General features: G+C 65.5%; 16 protein-coding genes. 5 read left to right on the plus strand and 11 right to left on the minus strand.

The genetic code is table 11. From position 1 onward, the window contains the following. Positions 1-50: 50 nt before the first annotated feature. Complete coding sequence (locus NVV90_RS20000; protein ID WP_258438981.1) at positions 51-485, plus strand: acyl-CoA thioesterase; 435 nt, start codon at positions 51-53, stop codon at positions 483-485. Positions 486-624: 139 nt separating this feature from the next. On the opposite strand, the gene NVV90_RS20005 is transcribed toward NVV90_RS20000, so the two are convergent. The 9 genes from NVV90_RS20005 to NVV90_RS20045 all read right to left on the minus strand — a co-directional run bounded on the left by NVV90_RS20005 (position 625) and on the right by NVV90_RS20045 (position 9,696). Beyond that, positions 625-1,374: an SDR family oxidoreductase gene (locus tag NVV90_RS20005; RefSeq protein ID WP_258438982.1), complete on the minus strand. Its 750-nt coding sequence runs from the start codon at positions 1,372-1,374 to the stop codon at positions 625-627. A gap of 83 nt (positions 1,375-1,457) precedes the next feature. Continuing rightward, entirely contained in the window at positions 1,458-2,798 is a 1,341-nt protein-coding gene (locus NVV90_RS20010; RefSeq protein WP_258438983.1) for an MFS transporter, read from the minus strand. Between the two features lie 57 nt (positions 2,799-2,855). Next, positions 2,856-3,869 carry a biotin-dependent carboxyltransferase family protein gene (locus NVV90_RS20015; RefSeq protein ID WP_258438984.1) on the minus strand — a complete coding sequence of 338 codons (1,014 nt, stop codon included), beginning with the start codon at positions 3,867-3,869 and terminating at the stop codon, positions 2,856-2,858. After that, entirely contained in the window at positions 3,866-4,588 is a 723-nt protein-coding gene (locus tag NVV90_RS20020) for an allophanate hydrolase subunit 1 (RefSeq protein ID WP_258438985.1), read from the minus strand. Before NVV90_RS20020 ends, NVV90_RS20015 begins: the two co-directional genes overlap by 4 nt. Before the next feature lies 1 nt (position 4,589). Then, positions 4,590-5,378, minus strand: coding sequence for a LamB/YcsF family protein (locus NVV90_RS20025; RefSeq protein WP_258438986.1), 789 nt, complete (start codon positions 5,376-5,378; stop codon positions 4,590-4,592). 326 nt (positions 5,379-5,704) lie between these two features. Continuing rightward, a complete protein-coding gene (locus NVV90_RS20030) occupies positions 5,705-6,523 on the minus strand; it encodes an ABC transporter permease (protein ID WP_258441246.1) in 819 nt (272 codons plus the stop codon). Beyond that, the gene (locus tag NVV90_RS20035; RefSeq protein WP_258438987.1) at positions 6,523-7,443 is read right to left on the minus strand and encodes an ABC transporter permease; all 921 of its coding nucleotides are present in this window, start codon (positions 7,441-7,443) and stop codon (positions 6,523-6,525) included. The genes NVV90_RS20030 and NVV90_RS20035 overlap by 1 nt, the downstream gene beginning before the upstream one ends. Next, positions 7,440-8,564, minus strand: coding sequence for an ABC transporter ATP-binding protein (locus NVV90_RS20040; protein ID WP_258438988.1), 1,125 nt, complete (start codon positions 8,562-8,564; stop codon positions 7,440-7,442). Before NVV90_RS20040 ends, NVV90_RS20035 begins: the two co-directional genes overlap by 4 nt. A gap of 49 nt (positions 8,565-8,613) precedes the next feature. Then, entirely contained in the window at positions 8,614-9,696 is a 1,083-nt protein-coding gene (locus NVV90_RS20045) for an ABC transporter substrate-binding protein (RefSeq protein WP_258438989.1), read from the minus strand. Between the two features lie 247 nt (positions 9,697-9,943). Between NVV90_RS20045 and NVV90_RS20050 the strand changes: the two genes are divergently transcribed. Together NVV90_RS20050 and NVV90_RS20055 are read left to right on the plus strand one after the other, a co-directional pair. Then, on the plus strand, positions 9,944-10,888 hold the full coding sequence (locus tag NVV90_RS20050; RefSeq protein ID WP_258438990.1) for a LysR substrate-binding domain-containing protein: 945 nt from the start codon (positions 9,944-9,946) through the stop codon (positions 10,886-10,888). A gap of 124 nt (positions 10,889-11,012) precedes the next feature. Next, positions 11,013-11,234 carry a hypothetical protein gene (locus NVV90_RS20055; protein ID WP_258438991.1) on the plus strand — a complete coding sequence of 74 codons (222 nt, stop codon included), beginning with the start codon at positions 11,013-11,015 and terminating at the stop codon, positions 11,232-11,234. Between the two features lie 195 nt (positions 11,235-11,429). On the opposite strand, the gene NVV90_RS20060 is transcribed toward NVV90_RS20055, so the two are convergent. Further along, on the minus strand, positions 11,430-12,104 hold the full coding sequence (locus NVV90_RS20060) for a 4-carboxy-4-hydroxy-2-oxoadipate aldolase/oxaloacetate decarboxylase (protein WP_258438992.1): 675 nt from the start codon (positions 12,102-12,104) through the stop codon (positions 11,430-11,432). 48 nt (positions 12,105-12,152) lie between these two features. After that, the gene (locus NVV90_RS20065; RefSeq protein ID WP_258438993.1) at positions 12,153-13,361 is read right to left on the minus strand and encodes an aspartate transaminase; all 1,209 of its coding nucleotides are present in this window, start codon (positions 13,359-13,361) and stop codon (positions 12,153-12,155) included. Between the two features lie 296 nt (positions 13,362-13,657). On the opposite strand from NVV90_RS20065, the gene NVV90_RS20070 reads away from it, so the two are divergent. Next, a complete protein-coding gene (locus NVV90_RS20070) occupies positions 13,658-14,188 on the plus strand; it encodes a hypothetical protein (RefSeq protein ID WP_258438994.1) in 531 nt (176 codons plus the stop codon). Positions 14,189-14,246: 58 nt separating this feature from the next. Next, positions 14,247-14,600, plus strand: coding sequence for a nuclear transport factor 2 family protein (locus NVV90_RS20075; protein WP_258438995.1), 354 nt, complete (start codon positions 14,247-14,249; stop codon positions 14,598-14,600). Position 14,601: the final 1 nt, after the last annotated feature.

Below are 14,601 nucleotides of genomic sequence, written 5' to 3' on the forward strand. Positions count from 1 at the left end.
GCACCGTTACCGACTACGGCCCCCGCCGCGGCCTCGACTAGTCTCGCATTATGGAATCGGCAGACATCACTTTCCGCACCCGCAAATGGGTGCGCCCCGAAGACCTCAACGCGAACGGCACGCTGTTCGGCGGGAGCCTGCTGAAGTGGATCGACGAGGAGGCCGCGATCTACGCCATCCTCCAGCTGGGCAACGGCCGTGCGGTCACCAAGTACATCTCCGAAATCAACTTCGTCAGCTCGGCCGTGCAGGGCGACCTGATCGAGATGGGCCTGACGGCCACGCGCTTCGGCCGGACGTCGCTGACCATGCGCGCGGAGGTCCGCAACATGATCACGCGCCAGAGCATCCTGACCATCGAGGAAATCGTGTTCGTGAACCTCGGCACCGACGGCCGCCCCGAGCCGCACGGCTACACCGAAATCACCTACGACCGCGACCGCATCCCCACGCACCACCTGACCCAGGCGCTGCACGAGGACTGAACCGCCGACGCCGGGGCCTGCTTTGGGCGTCCGGCCCCCAACAGAGCGCGCCTTAACGGGTGCCGGCGGCCGCGACAACGCGGCCGCCGGCTTGTACTTCCGGTGGCAGGAGTGATGCCACCGGAACCTGCGGGGCGCCTTAGCGCCGGTCGAACGTCAGGCCGCCGGGGACCTGGAACGTCGGCATGAGCTCCAGCATGCCCACGTTGACGTGGCGCGGCGTCCCGATGGCGTAGTCCAGGGCGTTGACGATGTCGTCCGTGGTGAGCGACTCGTAGCCTTCGTAGTAGGTCTTCCACGCTTCTTCCATGGCCTCGGGCGTGCCGCCCATGTTGCGGCCGAAGATCTCGGTTTCCACCCGGCCGGGGCAGATCTCGGTGACGCGGATGCGCTTGCCCACCGTGTCGTTGCGGAGCTGGCGGGAGATCTGGTGCACGGCGGCCTTGGTGGCGTGGTAGACCGTGTGGCCGTAGAAGTTGTACGTGCCGGCGATCGAACTGATGTTGATGACGTGGCCGAGATCGCGCTCCACCATGCCCGGCAGGACCAGGCGCGTGAGCTGCAGCAGGCCGCGGAGGTTCACGTCCACCAGCTCGTCGATGTCCTCTTCGGAGGAGTCCAGGATGTTGCCGGGCCGGGAGACGCCGGCGCAGTTGACCAGGACGTCCACCTTGAGTTCGCCCACGACGGCGGCCAGCGCGGCGGTATCGGTCAGGTCCACCACGTGCGGGATGGCTCCCGTACGGTCTGCCAGTTCGGCGAGGCGATCCTCGTTGCGGGCCACGGCGTGCACCGTCAGGCCCCGCTTGGCGAGGCGTTCGGCGATGGCTGCGCCCATGCCGGTCGAGGCTCCGGTGACGAGGGCCGTGGTGTAGTCGGAAAAAGACATTGGTTCTCCAAACGGTGGGGAATCGGAAGGGCTCAGTGCGCCGGGCCGGGAAGCCCGCGCACTGCCCGGAGGTCAGGTGTGTTTTAGGCGTCGCGCAGGGGTTCGTGGGCGCGGTCCTTGACGGTGCTCACGGCCATGAGCGTGCCCAGTGCCGTGATGACTGCGTAGAAGGCCGGCATGTAGATGTTGCCGGTGCTGGAAATCAACCAGGTCATGAGCAGCGGTGCGGTGCCGCCGAAGAGGGCGGAGGAGATGTTGTAGCCAAGGCCGTAGGCCGAGTACCGGACCCGTGTGGGGAACAGTTCGACGATCAGGATGTGGATGACTGCGGTGTGGCCGGCGAAGACGATTGCCATGATGCAGGCACCGAGGATGGCCAAGCCCATTTCACCGGTGGCGATCAGGGCGTAGGAGGGGATGCCGAGGGCAGCCATGGCAATGGCGGATCCGGCGATGACCTTCTTGCGTCCAACGCGGTCGGACAGGGCACCCATGAACGGGATGGCGATGCAGATCACGACCAGGCTGCAGGCGGTGACCAGGAGGGCTTCGCCGATGGTGAAGTTCAGCTGCTTGCCCTTGAGGAACGTGGGCATGTAGGAGAAGAGGACGTAGTAGCCGGAGCCGTTCATGAGCGGGATGAAGAGGGCCAGGAGCATGGCGCGGCGGTGCTCGGCGGACTTGAAGGCTTCCTTCAGCGGGTTCTTGGAGAGGCCGCCCTCTTCCTTGAGCTTCACGAAGTTGGGGGTGTCGGCGATGGCCTTGCGGATGTACCAGCCGATGACGCCCATGGGGATGGCCACGAGGAACGGAATGCGCCAGGCGAAGGAGCCGAAGCCGCCGCCGTCGATGGCTGCCTGCGTCAGCCACGGGGACATGGAGAACGCCACGAGGGTACCGGTGAGCAGGGCCGCGAAGGAGGCGATCTGCGCGTAGGAGGTGATGACGCCGCGCTTGCCTTCGGGGGCGTGCTCGGCCAGGAAGGTCATGGCGCCTGCAGCTTCGCCGCCCACGGAGAAGCCCTGCAGCATGCGCAGCAGCACCAGCAGGATGGGGGCTGCGATGCCGATGGCCGAGTAGGCAGGCAGCAGCCCGATGCCCGCGGTGGCCACGCTGATCAGGAGGATCACGAAGACCAGCAGTTTTTGCCTGCCGATCCGGTCTCCGAGGTAGCCACACACCACAGCGCCGAGCGGCCGGACGAAGAAGGACACCGCATAGCCTGCGAAGACGAAGAGCAGGGCGTTGTCCGGGTTGCCCGGGGCCAGGAACACGAGGGCCAGTGTTCCTGCCATGAATGCGAAGATGCCGTTGTCGTACAGTTCCACGAAGATGCCCACGCAGCCTGCGGTGACAACCTTGCGTGTTTGGCGGCCCGTGAGCCGATCATGCTGCACTGGTGCAGCGCTGGTCCTTGCGGTCATGACATTTCCTTACTGAAGAAGAGCGTAGCAACGCCTACTGGGATTGACGACAGGTATTTAGCTGCATGCCGCAACCGGTAAGTCCTGCCACTGGGGCCGGCATCCAATGCCGAGGAGTCCGAAGACGGTGTTGACGGATTCGCGGAGGGTTTCAAGCTGGGCCCGCGAGCGCCGGTGGGCGGCGGTTGCCTCCGCCACGGTGGTTCTGCGGAAGTGGACTTTGTCCCCCGGCCGGGCTTGGGCCAGGACGTCCAGTCCGTTACTGGTCACCACTGCCAGCACGGGATACCCGGCGGTGACGCCGCGCCCCCGGTGCAGCACCAGCAGTTCTTCCCGGGAGGGAACCTCGACGGCGCCCACCGGCACTCCGCGGGACAGCACTTCGCCGCTGGAGGTTCTTTCCGGCAGTTCCCCGCCGAGGCGCAGGCCGATGTGGTTGCTGCGGCCGCTCACGGCGTACTCCGAGGTGAAGAGGAGTTCGCCGGATGCGCCGAACTCGTCAACGTCCGGCCCATCCGTGACCTCCACCAGCAGTTCCGGTCCCATGCTGGGCCGTTCAAGGCCGAGCCGGAAGAGCGGAAGGTCGAAGTACGGTTGGCGCATGGGGGTGACGCTGCGGCGCGTGAGGAGCGTGGTTCCCTCCTTGAGCTGCAGGCCGAAGCCCACCACGGTGTCCGGGGCGCAACTGTCCAGCAGGGTCTCTGCCTCGATCGAGCCATGGATGGCAAGGTAGGCCCGGAGGCCCCGGTTGATGCCGCGGATGGAGACGGCCTCCCCTGCACGGACGGACACCGGTTCCCACTGGCTGCAGGGGCGGCCGCCGACGGTGAGTGTCAACGGTGCGCCGGTGACGGCGATCAGGATGTCGGCGTTGGCCGTCATCCGGAAGTCGAGGGCCGTGATCTCCACCAGGGGCTCGTTGTCCAGGTTGCCGGCCAGGATGTTGGCGGCCCGGGCCGAGTACTGGTCCAGGGCGCCGTTCACGGGTAGCCCGAAGCGCGGTCCGCGGAAGCGGCCGAGGTCGGTGACCACGGAGTTTCCGGGCTGCTGGATGAGGATGTGCCCGCTCATGGCCGGGGTTCCAGTTCCATGCCGGCGTAGTCGTTGAAAGCTTCGGCCTGGATCTGCCGGAACCGGAGGATGTCGCCGGGCTTGTAGGGGACCAGGGGTTCGCGGCGGATGTTCAGGACCGAGAGCGGGGTCTGGCCGATGACGCACCAGCCGCCGGGAGCCACTGCGGGAGCGATGACCGCCTGGCGTCCGGCCACTGCCACGGCCCCTGCAGGGACGCTGAGGCGCGGATCCTTCAGGCGCGGAACGGGCTTGGGGAACGCGGGGCCGTCCATCATGGGCGAGCCGGCGGGGGCACCCAGGCAGCGGACGGTGTACGTCTTGTCGGTGTGGAGGCGGATGACGTCCTCGGTGGAGATGCCCTGGTGCTCGGCGACTTTCTCCAGGTCGGGGCCGTATTTTCCGCCGTACACCACGGGGACGTCGAACTCGCGGGGTGCGGCAGCGCCGCCGTCGGACCGTCCCAGCTCCAGGAGGCCGAGCTTGACGAAGGCGCGCACCTGGCGTGCCGAGACGAGGACGGGATCGAACTCCACCAGCACGGAATCGTACGTGGGGACGGCGCCGTGGAGGCCTTCGGCCCCGCAGCTTTCCAGCCAGTCGGCAAGGCGGTGGACGGTGAGCCAGTTGTCCTCGCTGGCCTCCGAGATCGCCACGACGCGCAGTGCGGAGTCTCCGGACTCGTAGATCTCAGTGGGAGCCGCTGTGAGCACGGACATGTCAGGCCGCCTTCCTCTTGGCGTCCATGACCTCGGCCAGCGGGGCAATGCGGACGCCGGCGGAGACGAGCTCCGAGCGGATCAGGCGGGCGAGTTCCACGGCACCGGGGTTGTCCCCGTGGAGAAGGACCGTGTCCACGTCGATCTCGATGTCTGCGCCGTTCGCGCAGCGGATCTTGCCTTCGCACACCATGCGCAGGGTCCGCTCCACGATGGCGGCGGGATGGTGCAGTACGGCGCCGGGCTGGCTGCGCGGAACCAGCGTGCCGTCTTCCTGGTAGGCGCGGTCCACGATGCCCACAATCGCCACACCGAGTCCGGCTTCACGGGAGGCCTTGGCCAGCTCGCCTTCCTGGGCGACCACGATGAGTTCCTTGTCCACGCGGGCGGCGGCTTCAGCCACGGCCCGGGCGTAGTCGGCGCGGACGGCCACGAGGTTTCCGAGCCGGCCGTGCGGGGCAAGGTGGGTGACTTTGGTGCCGTGGAATGAGGCGAAGCCGTTGAGGGCGCCCAGCTGGTACAGCACGTCTGCGCGGACCTCGGCTGCGGTGAGGCCCATGTCCCGGCGGCCGAAGCCCCGAAGGTCGGGGAAACTCGGATGCGCGCCGATGCCGACGCCGCGGCGGACACATTCAGCAACCGTGGCATCCATGATGTCCGGATCGCCGGCATGGAACCCGCACGCGATATTGGCGCTTGAAACGATCTCCAGGAGCTCGGTGTCGTCGCCAATGGTGTAGGCGCCGAATCCCTCTCCGAGATCCGCTACAAGATCAATTGTCGGGTTCACGTGGTTCTCTTTCCGTGGTTCTGCAATGGGGTCCGGAAATGCGCAGAATTACCTCACGGGAAGGTTATGCGAATTCCTGGAATTGGCGGTTGCCTGGTGATCCAAAGCACTGCCGGGTTCTTTCTAGAAGTCTCGCACCCGCGAACTGCCTTGCACAAAGACCTAATCCGTATCACGGGATAGTTCTCCGTTATGACCTGCGGCACACCGGCCGGCGCTGTCTCCGGAAACGGAGCGGCGGGTAGGCGGACAGCGCAACGCCGGCCCGCCGTCGTCGGCCCCTGCGCGGAGGTCGACGACGGCGGGCCGGCAGCAGGCGCGGAACCCTAGCGGAGCGCCTTCCGGAGTCCCATGACGCGCTCCACGATGATGACCACCACGAGCGAGATGAGGATCAGGATCACGGACAGTGCCGCGACGGCGGCATCGGCCGAGTTCTCCACGTAGCGCAGTACCTGGACGGGGAGCGTGGGCAGCCCGGATTCGGCCACAAACAGCGAGATCACGGCCTCGTCGAAGGACACGATGAAGGCGATCACGCCGCCCGCGATGACGCCCGGCTGGATGATCGGAAGCGTGACGCGGCGGAAGACCGTCCACGATCCGGCGCCCAGGATCCGGGCCGCGGACTCGCACGAGGTGTCCGTGGTGGCCAGGCTCATGAGCGTGGTCCTGACGACAAACGGGAAGGTCACGGCCACGTGCCCGATGATGATGCCGGCGTACGTGTTGTTCAGGTGCAGGGGCCCGAACAGGAGGACCATGCCCAGCGCCAGCACGATGCTGGGGATCAGCAGGGGCGAGAGGAAGAACGACTGCACCGCGCCCTTGCCCCTGAACTCGAAACGGTCCAGGGCCAGGGCGGCAGGCACCCCGATGGCCAGCACAATCACCGTCACAATGGCGGCGACAATCAGGCTGACCTGCATTCCGGCCATGAACGTGCTTTCCTGGGGAAGCAATTCATACCATTTGAGCGTGAAACCCTCGGGCGGGAAAGAAAGGTACTGGTTGGAGGCGAAGGAAATGACGCAGACAATCAGCAAAGGCGCCAGCAGGAACAGATAAAGCAGGAAAACAAGAATTCCAAAAGCAGGCTTCGCCACGTTGAAACGCGGCTTGAAAAGACGGACTTCGCTCATCATCAACCTCCGATTCTCTTGGTGAGGCGCTGGTAGACCGCGATGATCAGGCCGAACAGCACCAGCAGGATGACCGACAGGGCTGCCGCGAACGGCCAGTTGAGCAGGCCGGTGGTCTGGTCGTAGATCTCGGTCGCCAGGACCTGCACGCTGCCGCCGCCCAGGAGCCGCGGCGTGATAAAGGTGCTGATCGAGAGGACGAAGACCATCAGGAAGGCCGTGAGGATTCCCGGCAGGCTGAGCGGCAGCACCACTTTCGTGAAGACGCTCAGCTTGCTGGCCCCGAGCGATCCTGCGGCTTCTTCGAGCTGCGGGTTGAGGCGTCCGAAGCCGGAAATCATGGCCAGGATGGCGTAGGGCATGAAGATCTCCACCAGGCCGATGGTCACGCCGGTCATGTTGTTGGTGAGCTTCAGCGGCGCATCGATCAGGCCCATGCCCTCCAGGGACGAGTTCACCAGGCCGTTGGTGCCGAGGATGACCATCCAGCCGTACGTCCGGACCACCGCGGAGGTGAGCAGCGGGGCGATGGCAATGGCGATCAGCAGGCCCTTGTACTTGCTGGTGGTCCGGGCGAGGAACAGCGCCACGGGGTAGGAGACCAGCACGCACAGCAGGCCCACCACCACGCCCATCTGGAACGTCTCCAGGGTGACCCGCCAGTAGTAGGGATCCGTGAGCGGCTGGATGTAGGTGTCCAGGGTGAACGTCTCGATGACCACACCATCGGGCGCGCCCTTGTTGAAGGACATCCGGATCATGTAGGCGAGGGGGAAGACGAAGCTGACGAGCAGTCCGAGGACCGCGGGCAGGAGAAGCGCCAGGTAGGTGCGGCGGTCCCGGGTCCGCTTGGCCTTCTCGAGTTCCCCCTCCTGCCCGCCCGGCTGCAGGAGCTGCAGCTGCTCGGTCTGGGTGCCCGTCATCGCGGCGATCCCTTGGAGGTGCCGGGGATGATGTAGGCATCCGAGGCATCCCAAGAGAGGAACGCGGTGTCCCCGCGGCGGGGAACCTCGGCGCTGGATGTCAGCAACTGGGCATTGATGTGCTGTTCGCCGACGCGGACGGAGTAGCCCAAGGTGTCGCCGGTGTAGCTGACGTGCTCAATGGTTCCTGCGATCGTGTTGTCACCGGCCGTGTCCCCTTCCGGGGCCTGGAGGGAGACCTTGAGCCGGTGCGGCCGGATCACCAGTTCGTGCGTAGTGCCGCCAAGGCCCGGCGCACCGACGGCGCCGTAGCGGCCAAGGCCCTCGACGTTCACCTTGTAGAACCGCTCGCCGTTCTCCGCGGCACCGTTTTCGGAGAGGATGTCGGCGGTGAGGAAGTTGGCCTGGCCGATGAAGTTGGCGACGAACCTTGTCTGCGGCCGCTCGTAGACGTCGGTGGGCGAACCGAACTGCTCAATCAGGCCTCCGTTCATCACCGCGATGCGGTCCGCCATGTCCAGGGCCTCGTCCTGGTCGTGGGTCACGAAGAGCGTGGTGGCCTTGGTGCGCTGCTGGATGGAGCGGATTTCGCTGCGCATGGTCTCCCGCAGCTTCGCGTCCAGGTTGGATAGGGGCTCGTCCAACAGCAGCAGGGTCGGCTCCACCACCAGCGCGCGTGCCAGGGCGATGCGCTGCTGCTGGCCGCCGGAGAGTTCCTTGACCCGCCGCTTGGACAGGTGGCCCAGCTGGACCATGTCCAGGGCCTCGGCGACCCGCTTGGCCTGTTCGGCACCCGGGACCTTGCGCATCTGCAGTCCGAAGGCCACGTTCTGTGCCACGTTCATGTGCGGGAAGAGCGCATAGGACTGGAAGACCATGCCCATGCCGCGCTGGTTCACCGGCGTGTGGGTGATCTCCTTGCCATCCACCACGATGGAGCCCGCTGTGGGGTCCATCAGGCCGGCGACCATCCGCAGGGTGGTGGTCTTGCCGCAGCCGGAGGGGCCCAGCAGGGCCACCAGGTGCCCTTCCTCCACGTTCATGTTGAGGCGGTCCACGGCGGGGTCGAGGCCGGGGGCGTACCTCTTGGTCAGGTCGATGATCGACAATTTTGAGTTCACGGTTCTCGGTTCTCCTGGATCGGGGACGCGGTGACGGTCATCCGAGCGGCTACTTGGTGATGATCTGGCGCTTCCACGTGTCGGTCCACTTGTCGCGGGCGGAGGACAGGAAAGTGACGTCCAACGGCACGATGTTGAGGGAACCGTCGGTGGGGACAACGCGCTGCTTGACCTCGGCCGGCAAGGTGGCGTTGCTGACGGAGGGCGCGTAGAACAGGGCCTTGGCGAACGCCGACTGGGCCTCGGCGGACAGGGCGTAGTTGACGAACGTCTTGGCCGCTGCCGAGTGCGGGGCGTTCTTCACGAGGTTCACGGTGTTGATCTGGAAGACCGTCCCCTCCTTGGGGAAGGTCACGCCGATCTTCTTGTTGCTCTGATCGCTGTAGAACTGGCCGCGGGCGTTCTGGCCCAGGCCCAGGACCGTCTGGCCGGTGATGACGTTCTGGTACTCATCGGGGTTGGGGGCAAAGGTCTGCACCGACGGCGCCAGTTCCTTGAGGCGGGCCACCGCGGCGTCGATTCCCTTGGTGTAGTCCTCGCCCTGCATCTTGGAGGTGATGGCGGTCAGGGACAGGCCCAAGAGCGACGGCGGCGCGTTGACGTTGATCTTGCCCGCGTAGGCCGGATCCCAGAGGACGTTCCAGCTCTCGGGGGCCTTGGGGAAGGTGGCGGTGTCATAGACCAGGCCGACGGCGTCGAGCATGACCACGGGACCGTAGCCGTCCTTGTTCTTGAACTTGTCCGGCACATTGGCCAGGTTCGGCACTGCCGTTGCGTCGACCTTGTCGAACAGGCCCTGGGTGTTGCCGCTCTCCGAGACCGAGTTGTCCATGATGGCGACGTCCGTGGCCGGGTTGCCCTTCTGGCCCTGCAGTGCGCTGAGCATTTCCGCGGAGGACCGCTTGGAGACGTAGTTGATCTTGATGTCGGGGTACTTCGCCTTGAAGGGCTCGACGACGGCGGCGTTGTACTGGTCCTGCCACACGCCGGAGTAAGCGATCAGGTTGACTTCGCCCGAGCTTGCCGAGCCGCTGGACTGGGCGCCGGCATTGCCGCCGCAGCCGGACAGGACGAATGCCGAGGCGGCGAAGATGGCGGTGGCAGCGACGGGTGCTTTGCGGGAAAATCTCATAGGGTGCTCTTTTCCTGAATGAACGGTTTGTGCGGCGGCGTGCTGAATGCGTCTATATTTGAACATTGGGATTTTCTTGATGGGTAGGAATCAAGAAAGTCACCGATAGTTGGGAAATGCCACCAAGGGGATGTGGATCTCAAAGTAGTCGCTGAGAGGCAAGTCACACAAAGACGAAATGTGTGTCCCTACATAGAATTTCCTTATGGCATACGGGCCGGCTGAAGGCCCACAGGAAGGCGGAGCAATGGACACTCGGAAGCTCTCATACTTTGTGCAGATCGTGGACTCGGGGAGCATCACCAAGGCCGCTGCCGCCCTCCACGTCGCCCAGCCGGCCCTCAGCCAACAGGTGTCCTCGCTGGAGAACGACCTCAAGCAGCGCCTCCTGATCCGCAGCAAGCAAGGCGTCGAGCCCACGGCGGCAGGGCACACCCTGTACCGGCACGCGCAGACCATCCTGCGCCTGGTGGAACAGGCGCGGCTGGACGTCGCGGCCTCCGGTGCGGCGCCGTCGGGACGGGTGTCCATCGCCATCGCGCCCTACAGCATGGCATCCAGCCTGACGCCGCAGATCATCCGCGAGGTGGGCCGGCGTTACCCGGGCATCGTGGTGCACCTGACGGAGATCTTCGGCGGCGTACTGAGTGAAGCCATCAAGAACGGCCGCCTGGACATGGCCCTGATCTACGAGCCGGGGAAGATCCGTGGCGTGCAGTTCACCACCATGATCGTGGAGGACCTGCACCTGGTGGTGCACCCGGACGTGGACATTTCCCATGGCAAGAACACGGTCACCCTGGCAGAAGCCAGCACTGTGGGCTTGTTCCTCCCCGAGAAGAACCACACCCTGCGGCAGATCATCGAGAAGGGCCTGTCCGAGCAGGGGCTGCCCCTGAAGCTTGTGGGTGAAGTGGAGTCCGTGCCGTCGCTGATCCGGCTCATCCGGGCGAACCTCGGGGCCACGGTCCTGCCGAAATCCGCCGCTGACGCGCTGTTCCCCGATGAGAACTTCAAGGTGCTGCGGATCGTCGAGCCCGGGCTTCAGAGCAAGATCGCGCTGTGCACCCCGGACCACGAACCACTGTCCGAGGCCGCCTCGGCCGTGCTCATCCTGGTCAAGGAGATGCTGCATCAACAGCTGATCACCAAGTACGGGACGGACCCGGTCCAGTTGCCGGCCCATCCATAACAAACGCTTATCTGGACAGACAGCTTTGGTCTTATTCAAGGCCGGTTTAATTTCCTAATATCGAATTAACAAGTAATTCGAAAGCAGCTCACGGATTCCGCGGGCCTGTTCAAAGGAAACAACCGTGAAAAAGATCAGCACCACCGGATGGGTTTCGAATCCAACCCGCGGAACGATCAGCGCACGAACCGGATTCCACTGCCCGCGGAATGGTTTCTGGCGTCCCTTGGGCGGCATCGGTGAACCGCTGTTCGTCTTTGAAGGCAGCCTGATGCCCGCGCACGCGGGAACCAGCATCGAATGGCATCTGGTGGATACCCGGCCGGGACACTCTGGACTTGACTGATCCACCGCCGTCGTACCTTCCCCAAGCCAGCAGCACAAAAGGCGCCCTGCCACCGGCAAGGCGCCTTCTTTGTGCCCGCCTCGGCGGGCCGGTCCGGTCCGGGGGTTGTGCCCGCCTCGGCGGGCCGGTCCGGTCCGGGGATGGGCACGCCAGAGGGCCGGCCGCCGCGTGCGGTGACCGGCCCTGGCTACGTGTTCAGTCTTCGACCAGGAGCCCCTTGGCCTTCAGCTTGTCCGTCAGGCCGCACAGCTCGATGGTGTTGCCGCCGTCGTGGTACAGCTTGATGAGTTCGCGCTCGTGGTCGTCGCGGGCCTGGGACAGTGCGATGACTTCCTCGGCCTCCTCGCGGCGGACCACCACCACACCGTCGGCGTCGCCGCGGAGGATGTCGCCCGGGTAGATGATCTCGTCGCCGAAGACCAGCGGGTGGTTGATGGGGCCGAGGGTCTCCTTGACGGTGCCCTTGATGCAGACGCTGCCGGAAAAGACGGGCAGGCCCAGCTCGATCAGGTCCTGGGTGTCACGCACGCCGGAGTCCGTCACCATGGCTGCGATGCCCTTGGCCTTCATGGCGTTGCCCAGGACGTCGCCAAAGGTGCCGGCGTCGGTGAATTCCTGTGCTCCCACCAGGACCACGTCGCCGGCCTGCGCATAGTGGATGGCCACCTGGAGCATGAGGTTGTCCTGCGGGGCACACGCCACGGTCACGGCCGGGCCGCAGAAGGACATGGAGCGGTCGATCGGCTTGATCTTGGAACTCAAGGCGCCGCGGCGGCCCTGGGCTTCGTGGATGGTGGCGGAAGAGAACTTGGCAAGGCGGCTGACGACGTCGACGTCGGGACGCTCGAACTTGGTCTTAACGTGGATCATTTCCTGCAACTTTCTGGTGGTCTGGATTCGGTGGGGCGCCCGACGGGCTCAGTTGAGGGCGCTGACGGCTTCGCGGATGGCATCCACGCCGGCGTTGATGGTCTCCAACGACGTGGCGAAGGAGATCCGGAAGTAGGGGCCCAGTCCGTAGGCCGAGCCCTGGATGACGGCCACCCGTGCCGCGTCGAGCAGGTACAGCGTGAAGTCCTGGTCGTTCCCGATCACGGTGCCGTCCGAGGCGGTCTTGCCGATGACGCCGCCGCAGTTCACGTACGCGTAGAAGGCGCCGTCGGCGGGAGCGACGGACAGCCCGTCGATGGCGTTGAGGCCCTCGACGGCGGCATCCCGGCGCTTGCGGTACACCTCCACGCTGTCGCGGACGAACGACTGCTCGCCCGCCAGGGCAGCGGCCGCCGCGGCCTGGCTGATGGAGGACGGGCACGAGGACGTCTGCGACTGGAGTTTGTTCATCGCGGCGATCAAGGGGGCCGGGCCCACGCCGTAGCCAAGGCGCCACCCGGTCATGGCGTAGGCCTTCGAGACGCCGTTGACCAGCAGGATGCGGTCCTGGAGGGCGGGGGCGGCCGTGACCAGGCTGGTGACGCGGCCGTCGCCGAAGTGGATTTCGTCATAGATCTCGTCGGTGAGGATGAAGACGTGGGGGTGGTCCTCGAGGACCGCGCCCAGGGCCTGCAGCTCTTCCCTGGAGTACACGGCGCCCGTGGGGTTGGACGGGGCGTTGAGGATGAGCCATGTGGTGTTGGGCGTGATGGCTTCACGGAGTGCCGCCGGTGTGAGCTTGAAGCCCGTGTCCTCGCCGCAGGAAACGATCACCGGGGTGCCGTCGTTGGCGAGGACCATGTCCGGGTAGGACACCCAGTAGGGCGCCGGGACGATGACCTCGTCGCCTTCGTTGAGCGACGCCATGAGGGCGACGTAGAGGACCTGCTTCGCGCCGCCGCCGATGGTCAGCTGGTTCGGCTCGTAGCGCACGCCCGTGTGGCTCTCGATCCGGCGGAGGATGGCGGTCTGCAGTTCCGGCGTGCCAGTCACCGAGGTGTACTTGGTTTCGCCGGCGTTGATCGCCGCGATGGCGGCCGCCTTGATGTGGTCCGGGGTGTCGAAGTCCGGCTCGCCGACGGTCAGGTCGATGATCGGGATGCCTTCAGCCCGTAGTTCGCGGACGCGGGCGGCAGCCGCGACGCTGGCTGAGGACTTGATGCGGGTGACCCTCGACGCCGGCAGATAGTCGGACATTGTCTCCTCCAGAAACGTGGAACTCGGGACGCGCGGATTCGCGTATCTCCATTTCGAGACTAGGGATCGGCGGACGCTCTGGATAAGACCTAATGTGCGTGGATCAATAAGGGCGCCTTATGACCGTCGGGCGGTCAACAGTGCCCCCAGCGTGGTTTCGGCCTTCTTCTGCCCCAGATGGGTCAGTTCCATGCACTTCACTTATGGGTTCACTCGGTATTGGTATTTCCCCGGTCCGGTGAACGCAGCCTAGATTCATAGCTCAAGACGTTCGTGAGAGACCCCAAAGGGAGCCAATGCCAGCCCAATCCGCATCCCTTCAGGGCCGCTCGGCCACGGGCCGCTACACCTACCGGGCCAAGTCCCCGGTACGGCCCCAAGCCGCTGCCACCGGTGAGCAGGCCAAGCTGACGCATGCCCTCGCCGCGCAGCGCCAGCTCCTGTCCCACGCGTCCAGCGCCATCCGGACCTTGACTGCGGCCCGCAACGAAATGATCGCCCAGGCGCTGGAAGACGGGCTCGCGCTGGCCACGATTTCCGCGGTGACCGGGGAAAACATGCGCGCAGTCCGGACCATCGGATTGGCTTATGACGAACTGCACCTCAGCGGCGTCTCGCGCAGTGCCCATCTGGCGGCGCTGCAGGCGAAGAGCGAGGAACTCAAGGCGGCCGAAAGGCATCGCGGCCAGATCATCGAGCGCAGGGAGGCGCTGATCGTCATGGCCCTCCGCACACAGGCCTGCGATGACCTCGAACTTGCCTCGCTGACGGGGCTCACCCCGGACCATATCCGGCGGGCGAGCCGGGGCCTGGTGCGGACGGCGTAGCCTGCCCCCATCCTCGCGGACCGTTGAACCCGTCCGCCTCCGGGAGTACAACGGAGGCATGAGCGACGTGAATTCCTGGATGGACCGATACGAACGGGCATGGACCTCGAACGAACCCGATGACATCCGGGCCTTGTTCACCGAGGACGCGGTGTACTCCACGCGGCCGAACGCCGAATCCCCATGGCGTGGCCACCGGGAGATCGTGGAGGGGTGGATTGAGGCCGGGGACCAGCCGCATGACTGGACCTTCGAGTGGACCCTGCTGGGCCAGGACGGCGATGTTGCCTTCGTGCAGGGCCTCACCACGTACCTGAACGGCGAGCCCACCTACGACAATCTCTGGGTCATCCGCTTCGCCCCGGACGGCCGCGCCCGCGAATTCACCGAGTGGTTCATGGCGCGGAAGTAGC

Source organism: Arthrobacter sp. CJ23 (assembly GCF_024741795.1).
Lineage (GTDB): Bacteria > Actinomycetota > Actinomycetes > Actinomycetales > Micrococcaceae > Arthrobacter.